Origin of the sequence: Streptomyces sp. CB00455, assembly GCF_001905445.1 — a bacterium.
GTDB lineage: Bacteria > Actinomycetota > Actinomycetes > Streptomycetales > Streptomycetaceae > Streptomyces.
Genome location: NZ_LIVQ01000007.1, coordinates 34,427 through 58,864 on the forward strand (window position 1 = coordinate 34,427; position 24,438 = coordinate 58,864).

Below are 24,438 nucleotides of genomic sequence, written 5' to 3' on the forward strand. Positions count from 1 at the left end.
CCGGGCAGACCGCAGATCCTCAGCGCTCTGCAGGTCCCGGTCACCGTCCTGATGTCCCGCTTCTCCCGCCGGAGCGTGCTGGCCCTCGCCGGCGTCGTGCTCACCGCGTCCTACCTCGGCTTCCTCGCGGCCGCCTCCCTGCGACACGGCTGGGGCGCCCCGGCCGTCGCCGTGGTGTCCGTGCTCTGCACCATCGGCGAGATCATCTACGCCGGCAGCGCCACCGCGCTCGTCACCGCGCTCGCGCCGGCCCATGTCCTCGGACGCGTCCTCGCCCGCTTCGAGCTCTCGACGGGCTTCGGCCTCGCCGTCTCCCCGGCGGCCATCACCGCTCTCGCCCCCCACGGCCCGGCCGCCCTCTGGGGCACCCTCGCCTCGGCGACGCTCCTTTCCGCGTCCGCCGTTGCCACCGAGAAGGACCAGGAGGTGCAGTTCAGCACTGGCCGCAGCCCGGCGCGGGCAAGCTCGTGAGCCGCCGGCTCTGCGGGGAGTTCCTTCCATGTGACGCCCTTGATGCTCACCCGTTCCTGCCGGGGCGGAACGCTACCGGCGGGTAGTCGTCGGCAATGCCTGATGGCGCAAACGCTGTTGTGCGATGGTCTCTACAGCCCGATGGGGAAGCGGGCCGGGGGAGGCGCGGCATTCATGGTGGATCTCAGTCCCACGCAGTTGCTGATCATCGGTGGCGTCGTGCTGGTCGTCGTCGCCCTTCTGGTGTGGGGGCTGCGGCGCGGTTCGCTCCGGAGCGCCAGCGTCAGGGGGATGGGCATGGGGGCCCGTATCGAAGGCGCGCCGGAGTCCCGGCCGCTGGCCGACCAGACGGTGCAGACGGACGAGGTCAAGGCCAGGTCGTCGCGGTTCAGGATCATGCTCGGTGCGAAGACCTCCTTCAGGAGGTCGAGCTTCAAGAACAGCTTGGTGGAGATCGTGCCCGACGACGCCGGCACCGGGCACCCGGCCCCACCGGAACCGCCCGGTCCCGCATCGGGCCGGGACCCGCGCTGACGCGGCGCAGGCATGCAGGAGGGCCAGAGGGGGCGGGGGGAACGGGTGCCCGGATCAGCAGGCCGGCGTCGGCACGTCGACCGTGCCGAGCAGCTGGAGAGCGCGGCACGTCTCACGGCTCGGGACGGGGAAGGGGAGGGGGCCGGGCGAAGGGATCGCCAGGCGCTGTTCTTCCAAGGGCCGCAGGGCATCGGGAAGTCGTCGTTGCTCTGGGAGATCTACGAGAGGCATGCCGCGGACGGCGCCTACTTCCTCGACCTGCCCCGGATGCCCGCGGAGAACCACGTCCTCGAGCATCTGGCGATGCAGGCGCGCGGGCAGGACGTCGCGGTGCCGAGCTACGAGAACACGCGCACGCGGTTCGCCGAGCAGTCCGCGCAGACGCAGGTGGACTTCACCAACGTCCGACTCCGGAACGGAACGTTCCAGTTGCTTGCCGCGGCCGAGGACCGCACCCTGCGGACCGCCTCGCTCAGCGACGCCCTGCTGGACAACCTGGTCGCCGACGCCCGGAGACCGGTGATCTGCCTCGACGGCTTCGAGGCCTGCGCTCAGCCCATGCGGGACTGGCTCGGCCGGAGTCTGCTGCCGAACCTGCTGTCCAGGAGGGTGGTCAGCGTATTCGTGGCCGGACGTCAGCTGCCGAGCCTGGGCCGCCCGTATGCCGGCGCCGTGCACACGATGGTGCTGCCGCCGTTCGACGTGCAGGCCGTACGGGAGTGGATCGAGGGGCTCGGGTTCGCCAGCCTCAAGGGGGAGGCGGCGGCGATCCACCAGGTGCACGGGGGTGTCCCGGAGTTGCTCGACGAGTTCTTCAAGCTGCACATCGAGCCGGTCGAGGCCGCGTCGGAGCGGGAGCGGGGGCAGACGCGGGAACAGGAACAGGAACAGACTCAGGGGCATCCGGACGGCGGCCGGGACGGGTGACGACATGACGCAGTCCGTGGTCCAGCAGGCCCTGGCCCGCTTCGACCAGCTCCCGGCGGACGAGGCACGGCTGCTCGAAGCGCTGACCGTGCACACGTGGTTCACCGCGGACCTCGCGGCGTACACCGCAGCGGATCTCGACGTCGGCGTGCCGCCCGCGATGTACACCTCCGCTTTCGTCGTTGCGGACCGGGTTCCGTTCGGCGCGTCAGCCCCCGCCGGCGACATCGGTGAGCAGTACGGCGTCCGCCCCGTCCTGCGGACCGCGCTCTACGAGCGCATGCGCGCGGACCGGCCGGCCGCGTACGGGCAGGCCCACCGGATCGCCGCGTCCTACTACCACCAACCGCTGGGCGCACTTCGCGCCGACCGTCTCACCTGGTACGTGCACGAGTTGCGGCACTTGGCGGCCGTGCGGGCCGAGCTGGCGTCGGAGCGGCTGGCCGCATTCGCCCACGCCGCCCTGATCGCCGGGTACGCGGAGGCAGCCGGCCGAGCCGCGACCGTGGTGGCCGACGCCTCCCCGGTGCCCGACGACCGGTTACTGGCGGGGGTCATCAAGGCCCTGGCCGAGATCCTCAACGCGCCGACCAGGGTCGAGCACGGCACGGTCGTGGCACTGGACGGTCTCATCGCCCGCTACAGGGTCCCCTCCGATCCGGCTGCCACCCGTCTCGTGCTGCTCGCGCGCGACCTCGTCACGTACTACACCGAGCGCCCGGAACCGGTCACCTCGCTGACGGCCCTGACGCTCCCGGGGGCGAACGCCACGGTCGACCCGCGCGGCATGCCGGTACTCGGGGGCGAGCTGCGTCTGCTGCAGGACATCGCCGCCCCGTCCAGGGCCATCACGGCCCGCACCCAACGGGTGGCACTGGATTCCACCACCACCGTCCTGCACCAGGTCACGACGAAACTGGCGACCGAGGACCGTGCCGGACGGACCATGGTCCTCGCGGACCTCCTGCCGTGGGACCACGAGGACCGTCTCGAAGGGATGCACCTGAGCGAACGCGGTTCGCGGCCGGTGAACGTGCTGGGACCGAACGAGATGGTCCGTGCCGTCGCGCGGGGCGTCCACCGCCTCCTGGACACCGGCGAGGAACCGGCCGGCAGCTCGACCCGTGCCGAGCTGGTCCGGCGGCTGGGCACCCTGGGCTGGCGCAGCGGGACGGACGAGCTCACGGCCCTCCTGGAGCGGACCCGGCAGGCGCAGGACGTGGACCAGCACCTGCGGCAGCGCGTCGGCGGCCTGATGCGCCACATGCCGGTGGTGGCCCTGCTCGACGTCTATCCGGGCCTGTCCTGCGAGGTGACGTACGAGTACCAGGAGGACTGCACCACGCGGCGTGTGGGCTGGGGCCGCGCCGCCGTGTCGCTCTCCCTGACGCTCCCGCGCGAGGTCCGCAACCGGGTGGAGTTCCTCACTCCCGACGGCCTCGAACCCGCCGGCTTCCGCCAGCGGTCGGGCGACCGGCTCGTACCGGTCCACAGCGAGAGGGGGGCCCGCGCGCCGCAACGGTTCGACGTCGAACGATCCGAGGCGCCGGAGGGGGTCGATGACGACGAGGGCCTGGCCCGGATCGAGGTGGACCTGGGGTTCCGGCCTACGGACCAGGAGTTCCGTGACGTACTGCGCACCAGCATGCTGTGCATGCTGATCTCGGTGGCTGCCCTGGGCCTGCTGTTCATCCTCCGGGGAACCGCGATGTGGACCGTGATCGCGACGGTCGTCGCCTCCATCGGGCTGCTGGTCGATTTCTCGCGGGACAGGATCCACCACCACGGCAGCGAGCCGCTGCATGTTTACACCAGCAAGCCGCTCCGCTTCCTGCGCAACAGCAACGCGGCCATGGCCCTCGCGGCGGCCGCCGTGCCGAACGCCAACGCGGGGGCCGTCTTCGCGAGTCTGATCGTCTCGGGGGTGGCGTTCCTGTACTGCCTGGCCACCTGCGCCGTCGTGACCGGGGTGCGGCGGGCCGCCGCCCGTCCCCTGCCCGAACTCGCCCGGCTCGGCGGCCCCCCGCTGCTCAGCTGACCACGCCGAACGTGGCGGCCTCGGGCAAGGCGGTGTCCGCGGCAGGTGGCCGGCGCCCCGTCCACGAGCGGGAGACAAGGCGCGGACAAGCCTGGTGCCGCCCGGGTCCGCGCACGTCAATGTCTCGAAAACGGGTATGCGCAGTACGTGCACGATCGCCGCCTGCCCTTTTCAGGCGGACTACGGAAAGCGATTCTGATCATGAACCCTTTGCAGAAGGTGCGTCCCCCTCCCGCACGGGCGGAAGCGGGCAGCGACTTCGCCAGGCTCTCCAAGAAGATCCAGGCAGCCGGACTGATGGCCCGGCGTCCCGGCTACTACGCGTGCCGCATCACCGCCGTCACGGGTCTCTATGCCATGGGCTGGGCGGCGTTCGCGCTGATCGGCGACAGCTGGTGGACGCTGCTCGCCGCGGTGTTCCTCGCCTTCGTCTTCGGGCAGGTCGCACTGCTGGCGCACGACGTGGCGCACCGCCAGGTCTTCCGCCTGCGCAGGGCCAGCGCACTGTCCGGGCGGCTCGCGGGAAACCTCGGCATCGGCATGGGATACGGCTGGTGGCAGGACAAGCACACCCGGCACCACGCCAACCCCAACCACGAGGACCTCGATCCCGATCTCGATCCGGACATCCTCGTCTGGACGCAGGACCAGGCCCGCGCCGCGAAAGGACTACCGCGCCTCCTGGGCCGCTCGCAGGCGTTCCTGTTCTTCCCGCTGCTCACGCTCGAAGGGTTCAACCTGCACGTGTCCGGGATCCGCTCGCTGGCGGACAAGTCGCTGGGGAACCGGGCGGCGGAGGGCAGCCTCCTCTTCGCGCACATCGCGGCCTACCTCGGTGCCCTGTTCCTGGTGCTTCCGCCCGGCAAGGCGATCGCCTTCCTGGTCGTCCACCAGTGCCTCTTCGGTGTCTACCTGGGCTCCATCTTCGCTCCGAACCACAAGGGCATGCCGATCCTGCGGGGCGCGGACCGACCCGACTTCCTCCGCCGCCAGGTGCTGACCTCCCGCGACGTGCGCGGCGGCATCGTCACCGACATCGTTCTCGGCGGCCTGAACTACCAGATCGAGCACCACCTCTTCCCGAGCATGCCCAGCCCGCACCTGCGCAGGGCCCAGGCCATCGTGCGCAGCCACTGCCAGGAGCTCGGAATCAGCTATCTGGAGACCAGCCTGATCAACTCCTACCGGCAGACGCTCGCCAGCCTCCACGACGCCGGCGCCCCGATCCGGGAAGCCCGCTCCGCCTGACGCCGCGACACCCGCGCGGCCCGGCCGCGCCCGGGGAAGACCGCGCACGTACGCCGCGCCCGGACGGTCCCGGGCACGGCGTGCGGCAGGTCAGGATGGCTGGACTTGGTCGAAGAGGGCGAGGGCTTCGGCGGGGTCCGGGCTCACAAGGCGTTCCAGACCGGCCATCGTGATCTTCGCCCACCTGCCGGCCCGTGCCCACATCCGTTCCTCGAAGGCGCGGACGGCCTCGTCCAGATCCCCCGGGCCGGTGGCGATGGACTCGGCGAGTTCGGCGCCTTCCAGCATCGCGAGGTTCGCGCCCGCCCCCAACGGGGCCATCAGATGGGCGGCGTCGCCCAGCAGCGTCACCCCCGAGACGTGGGTCCAGGTGTGGGACGCGGGCAGGACGTAGAGGGGGCGGTGGACGAAACCGGTGCCGTGGCGGAGGAGGTCGAGGACGGGAGCGGCCCAGCCGTCGAACAGAGCCAGCAGGCTCGATCGCACGGCCCGGGCGTCGGCCAGATCCAGGTTCGCATGCCAGTCCAGCGGCGCGCGGAACTGGGCGTACACCTTGATGTGGCCGCCGCTGTTGCGCTGGGCGACGAGAGCTCGGTTCACGCCGTACACGCCCACGGAACCGTCGCCGATCAACCGGCCGAGGGCGGGGTGGCGGGTGTCGACGTCGTCCAGGGAGGTCTCCAGGAAGGTGACGCCGGTGTAGTGCGGTGTCACCGGCGAGAGTGCCGGGCGGACCCGGGACCAGGCGCCGTCCGCGCCGACCACGAGGTCGAACGTCTCCTGCCGCCCGTCCGCGAAATGGACCAGTACGCCATCCCGGGTCCCCGGCTCCACCTGCGTCACGGCCCGGCCCCACTGGACGTCGAGAGGGCCGAGCAGCAGGTCACGGAGTTGCCCGCGGTCGATCTCGGGATTGGCCCGGTCATCCGGGCGGGGTCGCCAGTCGCGCAGGACGGTCCCGTCCGTGTCCAGGATGCGCATGGCCTGCCCCTCCGGGCGGGACAGCGCCTGGAACTCCGCCAGCAGTCCCGCCTTGTCCAGCGCGAGCTGGCCCAGCCTTTCCTGCAGGTCCAGCGTGCCGCCCGGGGGGCGCGCGTCGGGAGCGGGATCACGTTCGAGGACGGCGACGGGGTAGCCGTGGCGGTGCATAACACGGGCGAAGGTAAGGCCGGCGGGGCCACTGCCGACCACGGCGATACGACGTCTCATATCGATACACTGTATTTCCCCCCTACGATGCATCGCAAGAGAACGGTGTGACCATGACTCTGTGGGACCGGCCGGAGCCGCCGACTCGCCCCGTGCCGCTCGACCGCGAGCGGATTGTCGCCGCCGCCATCGCCCTGGCCGACGAGGGCGGGCTGGAAGCGGTGTCGTTGCGCAAGGTCGCCGCCCGCCTGAACGCCGGCCCGATGCGGCTGTACGGATACATCTCCACCAAGCCGGAGCTGTTCGACCTCATGGTGGACGAGGTCCAGGCCGAGATTCTCCCCGAGGAGCAGCCCGGTGACTGGCGGGAGGCGCTGCGCATCCTCGCCCACCGCACCAGGCAGGCCGCTCTTCGTCATGAATGGCTGGCCGACCTGCTCGGCGGCCGCCCGACCCTGGGCCCGAACGGCCTCGCCGTGACCGAGGCCATGCTGGCTCCCCTCGAGGGCCTCACCGACATCGACACCGTCCTGCGCGCCGTGGAGACCGTCAGCGCCTACTACACCGGCGCGATCAGGCGCGAGATCGCGAACCTGCGGGCCGAGCGCGCCACCGGCCTGTCCAAGCGAGACTGGCAGCGCGCCTCCGGCCCGCATGTGACGAGAATGCTTGCCACGGGGCACTTCCCGGCGCTGGCCAAGGCCGTGTACGACGGCACGGACGTGGAAGCCGAGACATCCTTCGCGACCGGTCTGGACTGGGTCCTGGACGCCGTGGCCGCCAAACTCACCCGGCCGCCGGCGTGACGCTCGGCTCTCGCCGAAGGTGCGCGAGGCCGGGGTCGCGCGGACCTGACCGGTGGTGAGCGACCCGGAGATGTGCAAAGCCGCTGCTTTGACGGGCCGCGGCGCTCGCGCGGATCGCCTACCCGGGCGCACCCGTGGATGAGCTCGTAGTTTGGGTGTGTGCCCCGATCGCGGCTCCCGTCCGGTTACGGAAAGGAGCGGGGCGGGGCCCTGACGCCGGATGCCCGGACCGCCGTGCGACGGGCCGGTTCACCGGCCACCACACCGTGGATCCGCACGCCGGCGGATCCGTCGAGCGAGGAGTCCCCATGAAGATCGCCCTTTTCGGTGCCACCGGCATGGTCGGCCGGCGCATCGCCGCCGAAGCCGTCCACCGCGGCCACCACGTGGTGGCCGCCTCCCGGTCGGGGAAGGCGCCCCTGACCGACGGCCTGCTGACCGCAGTCGCCGCGGACGCGGGCGCGCAGGAGCAGGTCGCCGAGGTCGTCAGGGATGCGGACGTAGTGGCGTCCGCACTCGTGCCCCTCCGGGACGGCACCGACCCGCGGGAACCCTTCCTGTCGCTGTACCGCGCCTTCCTCACCGGGATCCGGGGCGGCGGGGGACCGCGGGTGGTCGTGGTCGGAGGCGCCGGATCGCTGACCGTGGACGGCGGCACGCCCCTCATGGACACCCCGGGCTTCCCCGCCGACTACAAGCCCGAAGCGCTCGCCCACGCCGGCCTGCTGGCCGCCCTCCGGGACGTCGACGACCTGACCTGGACCTCCGTCTCCCCTGCGGCGATGATCGCCCCCGGCGAGCGGACGGGCCTCTTCCGCGTCGGCGGCGACACCCTCCTCACCGACCGGGACGGCAACAGCGCCATCAGCGCCGAAGACTATGCCGTCGCCTTCGTCAACGAACTCGAACAGGGCAGCCACCCGCACGCGCGCATCAGCGTCGCCTACTGAGCCGCGCCGTCCACCCGTCCCCCCGCTTCGCCGCACACCGGCCGCCGCTTGAGCCCCCGGGGGCGGGGCAGGCGCAGAGCGTGTTCACCCGGCCCGCTTCCCGGCGTGTCCGGACCGGTCGCCGGTTCGGCGCACGACGGTCCGGCCCGGGTCAGTACGCTGCAGTATCCGCAGGACGAGATGGAAAGCCGGAAGGGGGCCAGGTGCGAGCGGCACGGACGTTGGCGACGCTGGACGAGGTCGAGCTCGGTGACCACGTCTGCTGGCGCATGAACCCGGCTTCGGCGTTCGCCGGAGACGCGCGCGGCTATGTGGCCGACGGCGCCCTGTACGGGGACAAGATCGTGGTCGTCGGCTCCACGCCCGCCCCGCGTCACGCGGTGCCGCCGGCTTCGGTGATCCTCGACTTCCCGGCCGCCACCGACACCGATTCCGTCCTGGCCGCCGTACGACGAGAGGCCCGTACCGCGGTCCGCGAGGGCTACCGGTCCGTCCGTGTCCTCGCCGAACGGACGCCCGCGACGGCACCCGGCGGCGCCGAGGAGCTGCTGGCCCAGGAGCTGAAGCTCGACGAGTTCGCCTCGGAGACCGGCGCCATCGTGGTGTGCGCCTTCGAACCGGCGCGCTGGCCGGCGACTACGCTGGACGACGTGGCATGTGTGCATCCGCACGAGATGGGCACACGTGCTGAGCGTCCGGCCTTTCGGATGTTCAGTACGGGCGCCGACAGCTGGAGCGTGGACGGAGTGATCGACTCGGAGTGCGCGCCCGCCTTCAACGGCGCGCTGCGCGCGGCGATACGACGCACGCCCGAGGTGAAGCTGCGCTTCGACACCCTCGACATGATCGACGCCGCGGGCATGCACGCGCTCGTCGACGCTGCCCGCCACCTGCCGGATCGCCGGATCGTGGTGGAAGGCGCCAGCGAGACCGTACGCCTGTGCTGGGAACTCGCGGGCTACGAGACCGCCGGTGTGCCGGTGGTGATGGCCGCATGAGCGCGCCCCTGCCCCCGAAGACGTGCGGCCGGGACGGAACGGCGTTCCGCCACGAGCTCTACCCCTACCGCGGGGACGAGCAGTTCCTCAACGGCACGCTGGGCTTCATCCACGACGCACTGGAAGCCGATGAGGCGGTGGTCGTCGCCGTCCCTTCCGACAAGGCGTCCCTCCTGCGGGACGAGCTGACCGACAAGTCGGCCGTCACCTTCGTCGACACGACGACGGCCGGACCCAACCCCGGCCGGCTCGTCGCCGCCTGGGCGGCCTGGCTGGCCGAGAGGGGAGAAGGAGGCAGGCCGGTACGCGGCATCGGCGAGACCGACTGGCGCCGGACCCGCAGCGCGGCGCACCTGACCGAACTGCGCTACCACGAGTGGCTCTTGAACCGGGCCTTCGCGCAGAGCCCGGCCTGGTCGATGCTGTGCCCCTACGACGCGGCAGATGAGGACAAGGACGCCCTGCAGTCCCTCTCCCGCTGCCACCCGCTGATCCGCCAGGACGGCCAGTACGAGCGCAACGCCGACTACCTCACCGCGCAGGAGTACCCCTTCGAGGCCCTGGCCGGCCCTTGCGATCCGTACCAGGAGCTGAGCTACACGCACGGTGACCTCGGCGCGGTCCGCTCGAAGGTCGCCCAGTGCGCCTCCGACGCGGGCGTCGCGCAAGATCGCCTGCCCAGGCTGGCCGTGGCCGTCACGGAGATCGCGACGAACAGCATCCGCCACGGCGGGGGCGGGGGGACCCTGCGCACCTGGGCGCAGGACTCGACGTTCCTCTGCGAGTTCCGTGACGCCGGCTACATCCGGGACGTGATGGCGGGCCGTACCCGCCCGACCGTCGGCCAGCTCGGCGGCCGAGGCCTGTGGCTCGCGCACCAGCTGTGTGACCTCGTCGAGATCCGCTCCACCCGCGACCGGGGCACCACCATCCGCCTCCACACGGACGTTCCGCAGTAGCGCCGTCCCGCGGTGGGTCGGTCCCTCGGTGGGTCCGTCCCGCGGTGGAGCCGTCCCGTGCCGGCGCGCGCGCCGGTGCGGGCACGCTCCCGGCGTGCCCGCACCGGCCGGCGGCCGCGGCCCGTTCGTGGATCAGAGGCCGGCGGCGTGCGCGACCTTGCGCCAGTCCACGAACTTGAAGTTCGTGTCGGTGCGGGCCTCCCCGTCCGTGTCCGTGCTGCCGGGCGTGTTCGCGCCGTCCTGCACGACCAGGAGCCCCTTCGGGAAACGCTTGCCCAGCGGCGCGCTGGTCACCGCCGCGCCGTCACACTGTTCGGACCCGTCCGGCGCGCCCGCCGCGGCGCCGTTACCGATGCGCAGACTCCGGACGAAGTCGTTGTCGTCGTCACGGTCGAAGACGGCGAAGGTGTTGTCGCCCTGGCTGGAGGCGATCAGATAGCCGTCGTCCTCGGTGTCCTCGGGGTCGCGCCAGATCGTCAGACCCTCCACATCGGCGGCGATGTGCCGGCCGCCGTAACCGGGGTCCGCGCCGGCCGTGCACGCGTCGCTCTGCGCGTCGTAGGTGCCGGGAACTCCGTAGGAGCGCACCTTTTCGATCAGCTCGGCGCCGTCGCGCAGGTCGGCGTCGAGCTTCCAGATCCCCACGTCCTCCTGACCGGCGTACAGGTCACCGCTGTCCGGGTCGATCACCATGCCCTCGACCTGCGGCAGTTCACCGGGCGCGGCGCACGGAGTCCACGTGCTGCCGTTCGGCAGGGTGAACCGGGAAGGCAGGGAGGCGGTGCGGACGAGGCGGTAGCCGACCTTGCCGGACGCCGAGGGGGTCAGCTCGGTCAGCGCGAGCGTGGTGGTGTGCCGGCGGCTCGCGACGGCGTACGCGCGGCCGGTCTTCGGGTCGGTCCAGGTGGCCAGCCCGTAGGCGGTGTGCTGGTCGTCGACCTCCGCCTGGTCGGCCGAGAAGACCAGCGGCGCGGCCGATTCGTCCGTGACGTCGACCAAGGGTGCGGAGGGGCGGGCCGGGTCGATCCGGTAGATGCGCAGCTGGTCGCGGCCGCGGTCCGAGGCGACGGCGACGTCGTAGCGGCGGCCGTCGGGGAAGCGCAGTCCGGTGACCAGGTCGACGTTGTTGAAGCGTCCCGGCTTGCCGCCGGCGCGGGGCGCCGCGGGCGCCGGCAGCGCCTGCACCTCGTGTCCGTCCAGGTCGTACACGCGCAGGCCGCCCTGCTTCGCGGTGGCGATGACCAGGCTGGCGTCGGGGTCGCGGTCGTTGCGCCAGATGGCCGGGTCGTCGGCGTTGGCGTTGCCGCCCGCCTTGTCGTCGAAGAGCGAGGGCGTCTCGGTCGTGGCGGTGACCGTGGGCAGCGGGCCCGTCCGGGGCCGCGGGTCGCCCGAGGCGTACGCGGGCAGGGTTGTCGTCCCGAGGATCACGGCAAGGGCGGCTGCCACGGCCGGACCGCGGTGGGAAAGGGGGCGCACGAGGGCTCCTGGGATGTCGAGGCGGTGCAGGGGGAGAGCACCGGCCGGGTGGGTTCGGAAGGCGAGATCAAACGTCGGCTACCCGCTGGTACCAACGGCCAAGGGGAAATGGCGGGAACGTGTCCGGCGCATGAACCCGGGCGCCGGGACGAACGCCATGACGAGCCGCACCCATTGCGCGGGACGTGCCGGGCAATCCATGGACGCGAACGGGCCGTTCTTGCCGCACGTCACCAGACTTTACTGAACCAATGCTTAACTTAACCGGTTTACTGGACAACGTTGTCAAGGGGCGGCACAGTGTCCTGAACCCAATGCCAGTTCGAGGAGAGGCGGACAAGGATGGTGTACGGAGCACTCGACATCGGCGGCACGAAGATCGCCGGCGCTCTCGTCGACGCCGGCGGGCGGCTGGTGGCCCGGACGCAGCGGGCCACCCCGGCCGGAGGGACGGCGCAGGAACTCATGTCCGCGGTGAGCGCCGTCCTGGACGAGTTGTCGGCCCATCCCGCGTGGACCTCGCTCTCCTGCCTCGGAATCGGCAGCGCCGGCCCCGTCGACACGCGCGCCGGCACGGTGAGCCCCGTCAACATCCCGGCCTGGCGCGCCTTTCCGCTCGTCGACCGGGTCCGCGCCCACCCCGGGATGCCGCCCGGCATGCGGCCCGTCCTGGTCGGTGACGCGGTCGCGATGACAGCGGCCGAGCACTGGCTGGGTGCGGCCAAGGGGGTGGCCAACGCGCTGTGCATGGTGGTCTCGACGGGAGTCGGCGGCGGCCTCGTCCTCGGCGGCGCCCTGCACACCGGAAAGTCGGGGAACGCCGGCCACATCGGTCACATCACCGTGGACCAGAACGGTCCCCTCTGTCCGTGCGGAGCGCGCGGGTGCGTGGAGCGCTTCGCCAGCGGAACCGCCATCACCGCATTCGCCCTGGAGTCCGGCTGGGCCCCGCCGCCCGGTCAGGCTCCGAGCACCGTCGGCGTGGAGGCCGCGGCCCGCCGCGGCGACCTGATCGCCCTCGCCGCCTTCGACCGGGCCGGGCGCGCCCTGGCCGCGGCCATCGCGGCGACGACCGCCCTCGTCGAACTCGACCTCGTCGTCATCGGCGGAGGCGTCGCCCAGGCGGGGGAGGTGCTCTTCGATCCGCTCCGGCACCATCTGGCCGCCTATGCCGTCCTGGACTTCACCCGAGAGGTACGCGTCGTGCCCGCAGCGCTCGCCCTGGACGCCGGGCTGATCGGCGCCGCGGCGGCCGGGGCCGCTGGGGCAGCCGGGGCATCCGCAGTGGCTGGAGGGCCCGGATCGGCCGACGGGGCCGGATCGTACGGAGGCGGCGGATCGTCCGGAGGGGGCGGATCGTCCGGAGGGGGCGGCTCGTCCGGAGGGGGCGGCTCGTCCGGAGGCGGCGGCTCGTCCCGCGGCGGCGGAGCGACAGCCGCACCGGCACCGGCCGGTCCCCCGGCCGGCCACGGTGCGACCGGGCCCTTCGCCTCCCGCCCCTGAGCTCCGACGAACCGGAACCGAAGTCGTGGATCTTCTCCTCAACACCGTCCAGCCCTACGCGTGGGGCTCCGTCACCGCGCTGCCCCGACTGCTGGGCACACCACCCACCGGCCGCCCCCAGGCCGAGCTGTGGATGGGGGCCCACCCGGCCGCGCCGTCACACGTCGACCGCGGCGGCGGCCCTGTGCCGCTCGACGCGGTCATAGCCGCCGACCCGACCGCCGAACTCGGGCCGTCCGCCGTCCGCCATTTCGGCCCCCGCCTGCCCTTCCTGCTGAAGCTGCTCGCGGCCGACGCCCCCCTCTCCGTCCAGGTACACCCCGACCGGTTCCAGGCCGCGGCGGGCTACGCGAGGGAGAACGCCCTGGGCATCCCCCTGGACGCCCGGCACCGCAGCTACCGGGACAGCCACCACAAGCCCGAGATGATCGTCGCCCTCACCGGCTTCCACGGCCTGTGCGGATTCCGGCCGCCCGACCGGTGTGCCGAGCTCCTGGAGGCCCTGGCCGTGCCCGGCCTGGACCCCTTGGCCGGTGTCCTGCGCACCCGTGCCGACGGAGGGGGCCTCAGGGACGTCTTCACCGCGCTCCTGTCCCCACCGCCCGGCCTGCTCGGCGCCGTCGGCGCCGCCGTCCGTCGCCAGGCGCGGCGCGAGGGCCCGCACCGTGCGGACTTCGCCGCATACGAAGCGATCGCCACGGCGCACCCGGGCGATCGGGGACTCCTGCCCGCGCTGATGCTGCGACACGTCCGGCTCGCACCCGGTGAAGCGCTCTTCCTCGGCGCCGGGATCCCGCACGCCTACCTCTCCGGGCTCGGCGTGGAGGTCATGGCGTGCTCCGACAACGTCCTGCGGTGCGGACTGACGGACAAGCACGTCGACCTCCCCGAGCTGCTGAAGGTGGTCCGCTTCACCTCGTCGGCGACTCCCGTCCTGACCCCCCGCCCGGGCGAGGACCGGGGCGAACTGCTCTACCCCGCACCCGTCGCCGACTTCCGCCTCTCGAAGCTGCACTCGCGCGCCGGTGAGGTCCCAAGGACGCTGGGAGCCGGCGCCCCGCAGATCATCCTGTGCACCGAGGGGGAGATCCGCCTGCACGGCGACGGCGCCTCCCTGCGGATCGGGCCCGGCCGCTCCGTCTACGTCCCCGCCCGCGAACGGGTGGCGGTAACGGGTGACGGAACGGCCTTCCGGGCCACCATCGCGTCCGGCGACGGCCCGGCAGCGCGCCGGGGGAGCCGGGGAAGCAGAACCGCCCACTGAACTTAATCGGTTCCGTACGGACTATTGTCCGGGCTTCCTCACCCCCTTAGCGTCGTATCCAGTGCCCGACCGCTTCCTGTCGCCCTACCGGTGCGCGCATAGGAATCCGTATGAATCCCGAGGCATCGGTAGGGCTAAAACGGATCGGTATTCCCCTGCCCGATTCGCTGGGGAAACGGAAATGTATCGGGCACTTGCGGCACCATCCGATTTCCTGCCGAGAGCCGTAGGCCGGCGCGCCGGCGGCCGTGGCGCAGGCACGAGCGAGTTGGGAGCACCACATGAGGAGAACAGCCACCGCGGCGGGGACGCTGCTGGCGATCGCCGCCGCGACGATGGCGACCGGACCCGTCGCCGCCGACGCAGCCGACCGGGAAGCCGCCCCAGGCTTCCACGTGGTCGACGGCCGGCTCCAGGACGCCAACGGCCAGGACTTCGTCTTCCGCGGCGTGAACCACGCACACACCTGGTACCCGTCCAGGACCGCGAAGGCGCTCGCCGACACCAAGGCGCTCGGCGCGAATTCCGCGCGGGTCGTGCTCAGCACGGGCCACCGCTGGACGAAGAACAGCGCCGCCGACGTCGCGGACATCGTCGCGCAGTGCAAGGCGAACAGACTCGTCTGCGTCCTGGAGGCCCACGACACCACCGGCTACGGCGAGCAGAGCGGCGCCGTCTCCCTCTCCGAAGCGGTCGCCTACTGGCTGGAGGTCGCCGACGCCGTCAAGGGGCAGGAAAATTACATCGTCATCAACCTCGGCAACGAGCCGTACGGCAACTCCGGCTACACCGCCTGGACGCAGGACACCAAGGACGCGCTCACGCGACTGCGCGCAGCCGGCTTCGAGCACACGCTCATGGTCGACGCCCCCAACTGGGGTCAGGACTGGTCGAACACCATGCGGGACAACGCGCCGGCCGTCCTCGCGGTCGACCCCCGGCGCAACACCGTGTTCTCCATCCACATGTACGGCGTCTACGACACGGCGACCGGGGTGCGGTCCTACCTGAACAGCTTCGTGGCCCGCGGACTGCCGGTCGTGGTCGGCGAGTTCGGCAACGACCACTCGGACGGCAACCCCGACGAGGACGCCATCATGGAGACCGCCCAGCAGCTGCACCTCGGCTACCTGGGCTGGTCCTGGAGCGGAAACGGCGGCGGCGTCGAATACCTGGACCTGGCCGGCGGCTTCGACGCGGGCCGGCTCACCCCTTGGGGTCAGCGCCTCTTCAACGGCGCCGACGGCATCCGGCAGACCTCCCGCGAGGCAAGCGTCTACGGCGGTACCGGCGGAGGCGACACCCACGCGCCCTCCGCCCCGGGCGCGCCCACCGCATCCGCCGTGACCTCCACCGGGGCCCGGCTGAGCTGGCCCGCCGCCACGGACGACACCGGAGTCACCGGCTACGACGTCGTCCGGGTCAGTGGCGCCCAGGAGGCGCCGCTCGCCACCACCCCCACCACGACCGCCGTTCTCACCGGGCTCGCTCCGGGCACGTCCTACGGCTTCGCCGTCTACGCCCGCGACGCCGCCGGGAACCGCTCCCCGCGCTCGGCGGCCGTCACCGTCACCACCCCCGCCGGGCCCGCCACCGGCAGCTGCACCGTCGACTACCGGCTTCAGGACTGGGGGAGCGGCTTCAACGCCTACGTGACCATCCGCAACACCGCCGGCCAGGACGTGAAGGGCTGGCAGCTCGACTTCTCCTTCCCCGGCGGCCAAAGGGTCACCTCCGCGTGGAACGCCAAGGTCCTCCAGCAGGACGACCGGGTACGTGTCACTCACGAGCCCTGGACCGAGACCATTCCCGCAGGCGGCGCCGTGGACTTCGGCATCGGCGCTTCGTCCACCGGCGCCAACGGGGTCCCCGCCACCTTCAGCCTCAACGGCACGCCCTGCACCAAGGGCTGAACGAGCCGCGCCCACCCCCGTCCGGCCGCGCCCCGCATCCGATCCGGCGCGGCCGGCCGTACGCCATGCGCCGCACGCCCCGCATGACACGCCACGCGCCGTGCATCGCCCGCGCCCCCCTCCGCACCCGCACGAGAGAGCCGACCATGCCGTACACCGATCTGCCCGCCGGCCATCCGGCCGCCCGCACCCCCCTCCCCGAGGAGCCGGCGGACTTCGACGCCTTCTGGGCGCAGAGCCTGCGTCTCTCCCGCGACGCCGGCGGGGAGGTGCGCCTGCGCCCCGCCGCGGACTGGCCACTGACCAGCGTGGACGTGTACGACGTCCGGTTTCCCGGCTGGCGGGGCCAGCCCGTCGCCGCCTGGTTCCTGGTGCCCACCGCGGCCGAGGGGCCCCTGCCGACGGTGATCACGTTCATCGGCTACAGCGGCGGACGGGGACTGCCCACCGACCACCTGCTGTACGCCTCCGCCGGATACGCCCACCTCGTCGTCGACAACCGGGGCCAGGGCCACGACACCCCCGACCCGCACGAAGGCACCGGCACCCAGTGGGTCCACGGCTTCATGACCCGCGGCATCGAGGATCCGCACCACCACTACTACCGTCGGCTGATCACCGACTGCGTCCGCTCGGTGGACACGGCCGCATCCCTGCCGCACGTCGACGCCGACCGGATCGTCGTCCAGGGCGCGAGCCAGGGCGGCGGACTCGTCCTCGCCGTCGCCGGCCTGGCGGGCAGGGCCGTCGCGGCGGCCCTGCCCGACGTCCCCTTCCTCTGCCACATCCGGCGCGGGGCCGAGACCGCGACCGAGGGGCCGTACACGGAGCTGACCGACCACGTGCGCCACCACGCGCGCCGTGATCCCGACCGGGTCTTCGCCACGCTCGGCTACTTCGACGGCGTGCACTTCGCCCGCCGGGCCACCGCCCCCGCGCTCTTCAGCCTGGGCCTGATGGACCCGGTCTGCCCGCCCTCCACCGTCTACGCCGCCTACCACCGTTACGCGGGGGACAAGGCCGTCACGGAGTGGCCCTTCGCCGACCACGCCGGAGGGCAGGGGGCGACGGGCGTCGAGCACCTGCACTGGCTCCGTGCCCGGGCTCTCGCGCCCGCTACCCGCGCCCCGGAGGTCCCGTGGACCCCCGGATGGTGAGGGAGGGCGTCGGCACCTGCAGTGCCCCGCTGTGCGTCCCCGCGATCACCCCGAACAAGGCGCGCGCGACCTGCTCACCGAACCGGTGCACGTCGTGGCTCATGGCCGAAAGGGGCGGGTGGGTGAGCCGGCACAGCTGGGAGTCGTCCCACGCGAGGAGCGACACGTCGTGCGGCACCCCGAGGCCCATCTCCTGCGCCACAGCGGCGCCCGCGACCGCCATGATGTCGTTGTCGTACACGATCGCGGTCGGCCGGTCAGGAGCCATCAGCAGGCCGCGTGTCGCCCGGGCCCCCTCCTCGCCGGCGAACCCGGTCGAGACCTGGCGGTGGCCGCTGAGACCGAGTTCGGCCATGGTGGCCTCGAAGGCCGCGGCCCGGATGCCGCTGTGCCCGAGGCCGGCGGGGCCGCCCACCCGCGCGATGCGCCGGTGGCCGAGCGCTGCCAAGTAGCGCACGGCGTCGGCTGCCGCCGTGCCGTCGTCCGTCCACACCGAGGGGAAGCCGCCGGTCAGCGACGGGTGCCCCACCGCGACCGCCGGCAGCCCGATGGCGCGGAGCGCCGGGACGCGGGGGTCGTCCTCGTGGAAGTCGACGAGGATGGCGCCGCCGATCACGGTGCCGCGCCACCACCCCTCGTAGAGCGAGATCTCCTCGTCGAGGTCCCGCACCAGACGCAGCAACAAGGAGCACGACCGCTGTGCCAGGACGCTCTCGATGCCCGAGATGAACTCCATGTAGAAGGGTTCGAGGCCGAGCATCCGCGCCGGACGGCAGATCGCCAGGCCCACGATGGCGACCCGGCGGCTGGACAGGCTCCGCGCGGTCTGGTGCGGACTCCAGCCCAGCTCACGGGCGACCTCGAAGATCCGCTCGCGGGTCCTCTGCGAGACCCCCGGCCGGTCGTTGAAGGCCATCGAGACGGCGCCTTTGGAGACTCCGGCCCGCGCGGCGACGTCGTTGATGGTGACGCGGGCAGCGGGGGTGCTCACGCCGGTGCCACGCTGAACAGCGCGTCCCGCACGGCGGACACACCCGCGTCCGCCCAGCCCGCCCAGCCCGTCACCCGGATCCGCGCCTCCTCGCCGGGGAGCAGGGTCAGCAGACCGCGGTCCGCGTGCGCCTCGGGATCCAGCCGGTCGGGTTGCAGGAGGAGGTCGCGCACCAGGCTCCGGGCCGTGACCACCACCTGCACGGCGCCGCTGTCGGCGCAGGTCGCCAGACGGACGTCGTAGTCGGCCGACGGGTAGGCGAATTCCGCGTCGGTCACCGGGAAGTGGACCGCGCGCAGCCCGTCGGCGTCGGCGACGAGGAACTCCTTGACCGATCCCGGCGCGGGCACCAGGCCGGCCGGCAGCGCGGGCCTGACGACGGACCGCGCTGCGGCCTCGACCTCGACGACGGCTCCGCGCAGGACACGGCCGTCCGCAGCGATCCGGCGCAGGGTGACTTCCGTGCGCCAGGTCGTGCCGGACTGGTTGTCGACCGCGAGCAGCGGCCCGTCCGCGCCGGGCACCAGGCTCAGCAGCCGGTCGGCGTACACCCGCCGCAGCTCGTGGTAGAGCGGCTTGGGGCGGCCGTCGCCGTCGATCGCGGCCCAGGAACTGACCGGCCAGCAGTCGTTGAGCTGCCACACCACCGTGCCGGCGCACACCGGCCAGTTGGCCCGCCAGTGTTCGATCCCGGCCGCCACGGCCCGCGCCTGGACGACTTGGGCGAGGTAGTGCCACCGGTCGAAGTCGCCCTCGGGCAGCGGGAAGTGGCGGGCGATGCCCCGGTTCAGCTTGCCGTTGCCGTCCTCGGCCTTCTGGTGGTGCAGCATGCCGGGGGAGTCCGGCGCGAGTTCCTCGCCGGGCAGGGCGCGGCGCAGCGTCGCGAGGGCGGGCGGGGCCTGCCAGCCGAACTCGGCGACGAAGCGCGGCACGCTCGCCCGGTAGTCGGCGTAGTCCTGACGGTTCCACACCTCCCACGAGTGGTGCGTGCCGTGGCGCGGGTCGTTGGGGTGGTGGTCCCAGGAACCCGACCAGGGGCTGCCCGCCGTGTACGGGCGGGTGGGGTCCAGTTCGGCGACGATCCGCGGCAGCACCCCCAGGTAGTACCCCTCCCCCCAGGAATCGCCGGCGAGCGGCCCCTCCCAGTCCCAGTCCCGGAAGCCCCACAGGGTCTCGTTGTTGCCGTTCCACAGGACCAGGCTGGGGTGAGGCATCAGACGCACGACGTTGTCGCGTGCCTCTGCCTCGACCTCACCGCGCAGCGGCTGTTCCTCCGGGTAGGCGGCGCAGGCGAAGAGGAAGTCCTGCCACACCATCAGGCCGAGCTCGTCGCAGATGTCGTAGAAGACGTCGTCCTCGTAGATGCCGCCGCCCCACACGCGGAGCAGGTCGACATTGGCATCGGCCGCCTGCGCCAGCCGGGTCCGGTAGCGTTCGGGCGTCATCCGGGCGGGCAGGACGTCGCCGGGGATCCAGTTGACCCCGCGCGCGAAGATCCGTACGCCGTTGACGACGAAGGTGCAGCCGGTGCCGTGCTCGTCCGGGGAACGGTCCAGCTCGACCGTACGGAAGCCGATCCGGCGATGCCACATGTCGAGCGGGATGCCCCCGTGCCCGTCCGCGTGCCCGCCCGCGTGCCCGGCTCCCTCTCCGTGCCCGCCGCCGTCCAGCAGAGTCAGGTCGAGGTCGTGCAGCGGCTGGTCGCCGTAGCCGCGGGGCCACCACAGGGCCGGGTCCGGCACGTCCCACCGCAGTACGGCCTCGTCGCCTTCGAAGGTGACCTCGGCACTCGTGCCCGCCGTGCTCGCGCGCAGGACCAGGGGGCGGTCCGCACCCGTCTCGGTACGGTCGACGACCACCCGCAGTTCGACGTGACCGGTCGTCCCCTCGACGGTGACCAGGGGGCGGACGCGGGCGAGCCGCGCGGTCGACCAGCGCTCCAGGCGGACCGGGCGCCACATGCCAGCAGTGACCACGGTGGGGCCCCAGTCCCACCCGAAACTGCTGGCCATCTTGCGGATGTACTGGAACGGTCCGGGATAGACGTTGGGCCGTGCACCGGTCAGGGCGCGGACACGGTCCGCCTCCTCGTACGCGGAGCCGAAGCGGACTTCGAGCGCGCCGGTGAGCCCCGTGACGTCGAAGCGGTGGACGCGGTGCATGTTGCGCGTCGTGCCGAGGACCCGGCCGGCGAGGGTGATCTCGGCGGCGGTGTCCAGGCCGTCGAAGACCAGGTCGGTCCGTTCGTGCGGGCCGTCGAACCGGGGCAGTTCGGTGAGGTAGGTCCAGGCCCGCCTGCCGACCCAGGCGGTCTCGGTCTCGTTCCGGCCGAGGAACGGGTCGGGTATGACCTCGGCGGTGAGCAGGTCGCCGTGGACACAGCCGGGCACGCGGGCCGGGAGCAGCGCCTCGCCGTGGCGCAGGCGCCAGCCCTCGGTCAGCTCGGTGACGTCCTTCATGGTGTGCGGCTCCAATCGCCCAAGGCGGGGGTGCGGGTGAACGACGCGGGACAACTTAGCCGCGCCGGAGAGCACTGTCCATGAACCGGTAAAGCTCGACCGGATGACATCCGACGCCATGTGAAGAAAGGGAATCGCTCACTGAGTTGGGCGATCGGGTGGCGGATGCGGTAACGATTATGCATCGTGCCGGGAACCTCCACTTTACCGGTTCACCAAGTCCCTGGCATAGTGCCGACATCCCACCCGCAGACCTGAGCCGTAACCCAGAAGGAGTTGGGCGCATGGGGAAGACGAAGGCGTTCACGGGCACGCTTCTCACCGTCGCGGTACTGACCGTGGCGGGATGCGCCGGAGGCGGCAGCGCCTCCGGCGAGACGGCGGCGGCCCCCGCGGACCCGAGCGCCGTATCGGGCAAGATCAAGGTTCTGACCCACCGCACGGACCTCGTCCACAACGGGGCGCTGGAGCAGTACGCGGCGGCCTTCCACAGGATCTACCCCAAGGTGCAGGTCTCGTTCGAGGGCCTCACCGACTACGAGGGGGAGGTGAAGATCCGCATGAACACCACCGCCTACGGTGACGTCCTGATGATTCCCGGCGCCGTCGCCAAGAACGACTACCCGAAGTTCTTCGCCCCGCTCGGGACGGCCGACCGGCTGTCGGAGAAGTACCGGTTCAGCGACAAGAGCGAGGTGGGGGGCAAGGTCTACGGCATCGCCCAGTTCGGCACGGCCAACGGCTTCGTCTACAACAAGGCGGTGTGGAAGAAGGCCGGGATCAGCGCGTGGCCGAAGACCCCCCAGGAGTTCACCGCCGCGCTGGCGGCGATCAAGGACAAGACGGAAGCCGTCCCGTACTACACGAACTTCAAGGACGGCTGGCCGATGGTCCAGTGGACGTCGAACATCGGGTCGGTGACCTGTGACGCGAAGGCGGGCGACAAGCTGGCCGGTCCGGTCTCCCCCTGGACGGCGGGAAGCGAACTCCATACGAGCGACGCGCTGTTGTACGACGTGGTCAAGCAGGGGCTGTCGGAGAAGGACCCCACCACCACGAACTGGGAAACCTCCAAGGGGCTGCTCGCCCGGGGCGGGATCGGCACGATGATGCTGGGCTCCTGGTCACTCACGCAGATGCACGCGGCGGCCGGGGAAGCCGGCGGCGCCGCCTCGGACATAGGCTTCATGCCGTTCCCCGTCCAGAAGGACGGAAAGTTCTGCGCCACGCTGGTCTCGGACTACCAGCAGGCCGTCAGCGCCCACTCCCGGAACAAGGCGGCGGCCCGGGCCTGGATCGACTGGTTCACGGAGAAGTCCGGCTACTCGGAGCGCGAGGGTGCGGTATCGGCCGTGAAGGCCGCACCCATGCCGAGCACCCTCGCGGAGTTCGTTGACAACGATGTCATGTTCGTGGAGCGCTCCGAGGCGGAGACCGGAAGGGTCAACGCGATCGACAACGCGGCCGAGATCGGTCTGAACAAGCCCGACTACCGGCAGAAGTTGATCGACACGGCGCGCGGAGTCCAGAAGGGAAGCCTGGAGGACTTCTTCGCCGATCTCGACAAGAGGTGGGACGAGGCGGCGAAGACCGCCGGCTCCTGACTCCGGCGGTCCCGGGCCCGGGCCCCGGCCGTCCGGCACCGGCCGTCCGGGGACCCCTGTCCTTCTGCGAGCGCGGACGCGGATGCGGACGCGGAAGCGAGCGCGGACGCGGATACGAAAGGCTGACATGACCGAGACAACCCACACCGGCTCCGGGACCGTCCCGCGCCCGAAGCACCCGGGTGCGAAAGCCCGCAGGACGGCGCACGGTTCGGATCCCACGCCGGCGCGACCCCCCGGTGGCGGCCCGGGCGCGCCGGGGCGTCCCTGGCGCCACGACCCCCTCCGGCGGGTGACGCCGTGGCTGTTCCTGGCGCTGCCCCTCGTCCTGCTGATCACGTTCACCTACGTCCCCGTAGCCAACATGGTCTTCTACAGCTTCACCGACTGGGACGGGGTCAGCCCGGACCGCCGTTTCACGGGCGTCGACAACTACGTGCAGATCTTCACCCGCCCCGAGCTGTTCCGGGTCTTCTTCGTCAGCGGCTACTACCTGGCCGCGTCCGTCGTCCAGATCGTGGTCGCGCTCTACTTCGCGACCCTCCTGAGCTTCGACCTCAGGTTCCGCAATGTCTTCAAGGGGATCCTGTTCTTCCCCTACCTCGTCAACGGTGTGGCGATCGGCTTCGTCTTCCTCTACTTCTTCCAGGACGGCGGCACCCTCGACTCCGTGCTGTCCTGGCTCGGCGTCACGACCGACCACGCCTGGCTCGCAGATCCCACGTCGGCCAACCTCTCCCTCGCCGGCGTGTCCGTCTGGCGCTTCTCCGGGCTGAACTTCGTCCTTTTCCTCGGCGCCATCCAGTCCATCCCGGGCGAGCTCTACGAGGCGGCTCAGCTGGACGGGGCCGGCAAGTGGCAGCAGTTCCGCCACATCATCGCCCCGGGCATCAAGCCCGTGCTCAGCCTCAGCACCGTCCTGGCGGTCTCCGGTTCCCTCTCCGTGTTCGAGATCCCGTACATCATGACCGGCGGCGCGAGCGGTACTTCGACGTTCGTCATCCAGACGGTCAAGCTCGCCTTCCAGTTCAACAAGACCGGCCTGGCCTCGGCCGCGGCCGTGGTGCTGCTGGCGATCATCCTCCTGAGCACGTGGGTCCAGCGCCGACTCGTGCCCGACGACAAGGTGGACCTCGTATGAGTCCGGCCACGAAGACCCGCCGCCGACTCCCGTTCGGGACCGCGCTGGCCTACCTGTCGCTGCTCGCCGCGGCCGTGGTGGTCCTGCTGCCCCTGGCCGTCGTCTTCCTCACCTCCCTCAAGACGTCCGGGGAGGTCGCGGACGGCGGAGCGCTCTCGCTTCCGGGCAACTGGCTGAACCTGGACAACTACGTCACCGCGTTCACCGACGGCGACATGCTCGCGGCCTTCGCCAACACCGCCTTCATCCTGTTCTCCTCCATCGGCGGGACCGTCATCATCGGGTCGATGACGGCCTACGCCATCGACCGCTTCGACTTCCGGGCGAGGAAGTCCGTGATGGGGCTGTTCCTCGTCGCGACCCTCGTTCCGGGGGTGACGACCCAGGTCGCGACCTTCCAGGTGATCAACAGCTTCGGCCTGGTGGACACCCGCTGGGCCCCGATCCTGCTCTACATGGGCACGGACATCGTCTCCGTGTACATCTTCCTGCAGTTCATCCGGGGCATCCCCACCTCACTGGACGAGGCGGCCCGTCTGGACGGCGCCAACACCTTCACGATCTACCGGAAGATCATCTTTCCCCTGCTCAAACCTGCGATCGCCACCGTCGTCATCATCAAGGGGATCACCACCTACAACGACTTCTACATCCCCTTCCTCTACATGCACTCCGCGGACCTCGGCACGATCTCCACCGCGCTGTTCCGGTTCAAGGGGCCGTTCGGAGCGCACTGGGAGGCGATCTCGGCCGGCGCGATCCTCGTCATCCTTCCGACCCTGGCCGTCTTCCTGCTGCTCCAGCGATGGATCTACAACGGGTTCGCGCAGGGCGCCACGAAGTAGCCCGG

The 24,438-nt window shown here is 71.5% G+C and carries 18 protein-coding genes and 2 pseudogenes; 16 read left to right on the forward strand and 4 right to left on the reverse strand.

Annotation, left to right across the window (positions count from 1 at the left end):
* Positions 1-15: 15 nt before the first annotated feature.
* The 5 genes and pseudogenes from AMK16_RS25405 to AMK16_RS25425 form a co-directional block, all read left to right on the forward strand.
* Positions 16-471 (forward strand): annotated as a pseudogene (locus AMK16_RS25405) (MFS transporter); the annotation flags it as partial.
* A gap of 174 nt (positions 472-645) precedes the next feature.
* Positions 646-1,005 carry a hypothetical protein gene (locus AMK16_RS25410; protein WP_143196864.1) on the forward strand — a complete coding sequence of 120 codons (360 nt, stop codon included), beginning with the start codon at positions 646-648 and terminating at the stop codon, positions 1,003-1,005.
* A gap of 204 nt (positions 1,006-1,209) precedes the next feature.
* Entirely contained in the window at positions 1,210-1,932 is a 723-nt protein-coding gene (locus AMK16_RS25415) for a hypothetical protein (RefSeq protein ID WP_143196865.1), read from the forward strand.
* Positions 1,933-1,936: 4 nt separating this feature from the next.
* A complete protein-coding gene (locus AMK16_RS25420; RefSeq protein WP_073919680.1) occupies positions 1,937-3,970 on the forward strand; it encodes a hypothetical protein in 2,034 nt (677 codons plus the stop codon).
* 201 nt (positions 3,971-4,171) lie between these two features.
* Positions 4,172-5,218, forward strand: a complete 1,047-nt coding sequence (locus AMK16_RS25425; RefSeq protein ID WP_073919681.1) for a fatty acid desaturase family protein — start codon at positions 4,172-4,174, stop codon at positions 5,216-5,218.
* A gap of 90 nt (positions 5,219-5,308) precedes the next feature.
* Here AMK16_RS25425 and AMK16_RS25430 read toward each other — a convergent pair whose 3' ends face one another.
* A complete protein-coding gene (locus tag AMK16_RS25430; RefSeq protein WP_073919682.1) occupies positions 5,309-6,427 on the reverse strand; it encodes an FAD-dependent oxidoreductase in 1,119 nt (372 codons plus the stop codon).
* Positions 6,428-6,480: 53 nt separating this feature from the next.
* On the opposite strand from AMK16_RS25430, the gene AMK16_RS25435 reads away from it, so the two are divergent.
* The 4 genes from AMK16_RS25435 to AMK16_RS25450 all read left to right on the forward strand — a co-directional run bounded on the left by AMK16_RS25435 (position 6,481) and on the right by AMK16_RS25450 (position 10,080).
* On the forward strand, positions 6,481-7,173 hold the full coding sequence (locus AMK16_RS25435; protein WP_073920015.1) for a TetR/AcrR family transcriptional regulator: 693 nt from the start codon (positions 6,481-6,483) through the stop codon (positions 7,171-7,173).
* 308 nt (positions 7,174-7,481) lie between these two features.
* Positions 7,482-8,123: an NAD(P)-dependent oxidoreductase gene (locus AMK16_RS25440; protein WP_073919683.1), complete on the forward strand. Its 642-nt coding sequence runs from the start codon at positions 7,482-7,484 to the stop codon at positions 8,121-8,123.
* 203 nt (positions 8,124-8,326) lie between these two features.
* Complete coding sequence (locus AMK16_RS25445) at positions 8,327-9,121, forward strand: MEDS domain-containing protein (protein WP_073919684.1); 795 nt, start codon at positions 8,327-8,329, stop codon at positions 9,119-9,121.
* Positions 9,118-10,080 carry a sensor histidine kinase gene (locus AMK16_RS25450; RefSeq protein WP_073919685.1) on the forward strand — a complete coding sequence of 321 codons (963 nt, stop codon included), beginning with the start codon at positions 9,118-9,120 and terminating at the stop codon, positions 10,078-10,080. Before AMK16_RS25445 ends, AMK16_RS25450 begins: the two co-directional genes overlap by 4 nt.
* Before the next feature lie 132 nt (positions 10,081-10,212).
* Here the strand turns inward: AMK16_RS25450 and AMK16_RS25455 are convergent, their stop codons facing one another.
* Entirely contained in the window at positions 10,213-11,556 is a 1,344-nt protein-coding gene (locus AMK16_RS25455) for a phytase (RefSeq protein WP_443333605.1), read from the reverse strand.
* A gap of 342 nt (positions 11,557-11,898) precedes the next feature.
* Here AMK16_RS25455 and AMK16_RS25460 point away from each other — a divergent pair.
* The 4 genes and pseudogenes from AMK16_RS25460 to AMK16_RS25475 form a co-directional block, all read left to right on the forward strand.
* A pseudogene (locus AMK16_RS25460) lies at positions 11,899-12,846 on the forward strand (ROK family protein); the annotation flags it as partial.
* 238 nt (positions 12,847-13,084) lie between these two features.
* Positions 13,085-14,323, forward strand: coding sequence for a mannose-6-phosphate isomerase, class I (gene manA / locus AMK16_RS25465; protein WP_073919686.1), 1,239 nt, complete (start codon positions 13,085-13,087; stop codon positions 14,321-14,323).
* Positions 14,324-14,604: 281 nt separating this feature from the next.
* Positions 14,605-16,236 (forward strand): cellulase family glycosylhydrolase, encoded by a 1,632-nt coding sequence (locus AMK16_RS25470; RefSeq protein ID WP_073919687.1) that lies wholly within the window; start codon positions 14,605-14,607, stop codon positions 16,234-16,236.
* A 146-nt stretch (positions 16,237-16,382) separates the two neighbouring features.
* Positions 16,383-17,393 carry an acetylxylan esterase gene (locus AMK16_RS25475; protein ID WP_073919688.1) on the forward strand — a complete coding sequence of 337 codons (1,011 nt, stop codon included), beginning with the start codon at positions 16,383-16,385 and terminating at the stop codon, positions 17,391-17,393.
* Here the strand turns inward: AMK16_RS25475 and AMK16_RS25480 are convergent.
* Together AMK16_RS25480 and AMK16_RS25485 are read right to left on the reverse strand one after the other, a co-directional pair.
* Positions 17,353-18,384 carry a LacI family DNA-binding transcriptional regulator gene (locus tag AMK16_RS25480; protein ID WP_073919689.1) on the reverse strand — a complete coding sequence of 344 codons (1,032 nt, stop codon included), beginning with the start codon at positions 18,382-18,384 and terminating at the stop codon, positions 17,353-17,355. The two genes, AMK16_RS25475 and AMK16_RS25480, sit on opposite strands and share 41 nt — an antisense overlap.
* Positions 18,381-20,843: a glycoside hydrolase family 2 protein gene (locus AMK16_RS25485; RefSeq protein WP_073919690.1), complete on the reverse strand. Its 2,463-nt coding sequence runs from the start codon at positions 20,841-20,843 to the stop codon at positions 18,381-18,383. Before AMK16_RS25485 ends, AMK16_RS25480 begins: the two co-directional genes overlap by 4 nt.
* Before the next feature lie 284 nt (positions 20,844-21,127).
* Between AMK16_RS25485 and AMK16_RS25490 the strand changes: the two genes are divergently transcribed.
* The 3 genes from AMK16_RS25490 to AMK16_RS25500 all read left to right on the forward strand — a co-directional run bounded on the left by AMK16_RS25490 (position 21,128) and on the right by AMK16_RS25500 (position 24,433).
* Entirely contained in the window at positions 21,128-22,447 is a 1,320-nt protein-coding gene (locus AMK16_RS25490; protein ID WP_073919691.1) for an ABC transporter substrate-binding protein, read from the forward strand.
* A 127-nt stretch (positions 22,448-22,574) separates the two neighbouring features.
* Complete coding sequence (locus tag AMK16_RS25495; RefSeq protein WP_073919692.1) at positions 22,575-23,588, forward strand: carbohydrate ABC transporter permease; 1,014 nt, start codon at positions 22,575-22,577, stop codon at positions 23,586-23,588.
* A complete protein-coding gene (locus tag AMK16_RS25500; RefSeq protein WP_073919693.1) occupies positions 23,585-24,433 on the forward strand; it encodes a carbohydrate ABC transporter permease in 849 nt (282 codons plus the stop codon). Before AMK16_RS25495 ends, AMK16_RS25500 begins: the two co-directional genes overlap by 4 nt.
* Positions 24,434-24,438 lie beyond the last annotated feature (5 nt).

Bases quoted from the DNA above. Each gene is read 5' to 3' on its own strand.
- AMK16_RS25410 (WP_143196864.1), top strand. From the start codon at position 646: ATGGTGGATCTCAGTCCCACGCAGTTGCTGATCATCGGTGGCGTCGTG.
- AMK16_RS25435 (WP_073920015.1), top strand. From the start codon at position 6,481: ATGACTCTGTGGGACCGGCCGGAGCCGCCGACTCGCCCCGTGCCGCTC.
- AMK16_RS25450 (WP_073919685.1), top strand. From the start codon at position 9,118: ATGAGCGCGCCCCTGCCCCCGAAGACGTGCGGCCGGGACGGAACGGCG.
- AMK16_RS25495 (WP_073919692.1), top strand. From the start codon at position 22,575: ATGACCGAGACAACCCACACCGGCTCCGGGACCGTCCCGCGCCCGAAG.
- AMK16_RS25500 (WP_073919693.1), top strand. From the start codon at position 23,585: ATGAGTCCGGCCACGAAGACCCGCCGCCGACTCCCGTTCGGGACCGCG.
- AMK16_RS25490 (WP_073919691.1), top strand. From the start codon at position 21,128: ATGGGGAAGACGAAGGCGTTCACGGGCACGCTTCTCACCGTCGCGGTA.
- AMK16_RS25425 (WP_073919681.1), top strand. From the start codon at position 4,172: ATGAACCCTTTGCAGAAGGTGCGTCCCCCTCCCGCACGGGCGGAAGCG.
- AMK16_RS25440 (WP_073919683.1), top strand. From the start codon at position 7,482: ATGAAGATCGCCCTTTTCGGTGCCACCGGCATGGTCGGCCGGCGCATC.
- AMK16_RS25475 (WP_073919688.1), top strand. From the start codon at position 16,383: ATGCCGTACACCGATCTGCCCGCCGGCCATCCGGCCGCCCGCACCCCC.
- AMK16_RS25420 (WP_073919680.1), top strand. From the start codon at position 1,937: ATGACGCAGTCCGTGGTCCAGCAGGCCCTGGCCCGCTTCGACCAGCTC.
- AMK16_RS25430 (WP_073919682.1), bottom strand. From the start codon at position 6,427: ATGAGACGTCGTATCGCCGTGGTCGGCAGTGGCCCCGCCGGCCTTACC.
- AMK16_RS25485 (WP_073919690.1), bottom strand. From the start codon at position 20,843: ATGAAGGACGTCACCGAGCTGACCGAGGGCTGGCGCCTGCGCCACGGC.
- AMK16_RS25470 (WP_073919687.1), top strand. From the start codon at position 14,605: ATGAGGAGAACAGCCACCGCGGCGGGGACGCTGCTGGCGATCGCCGCC.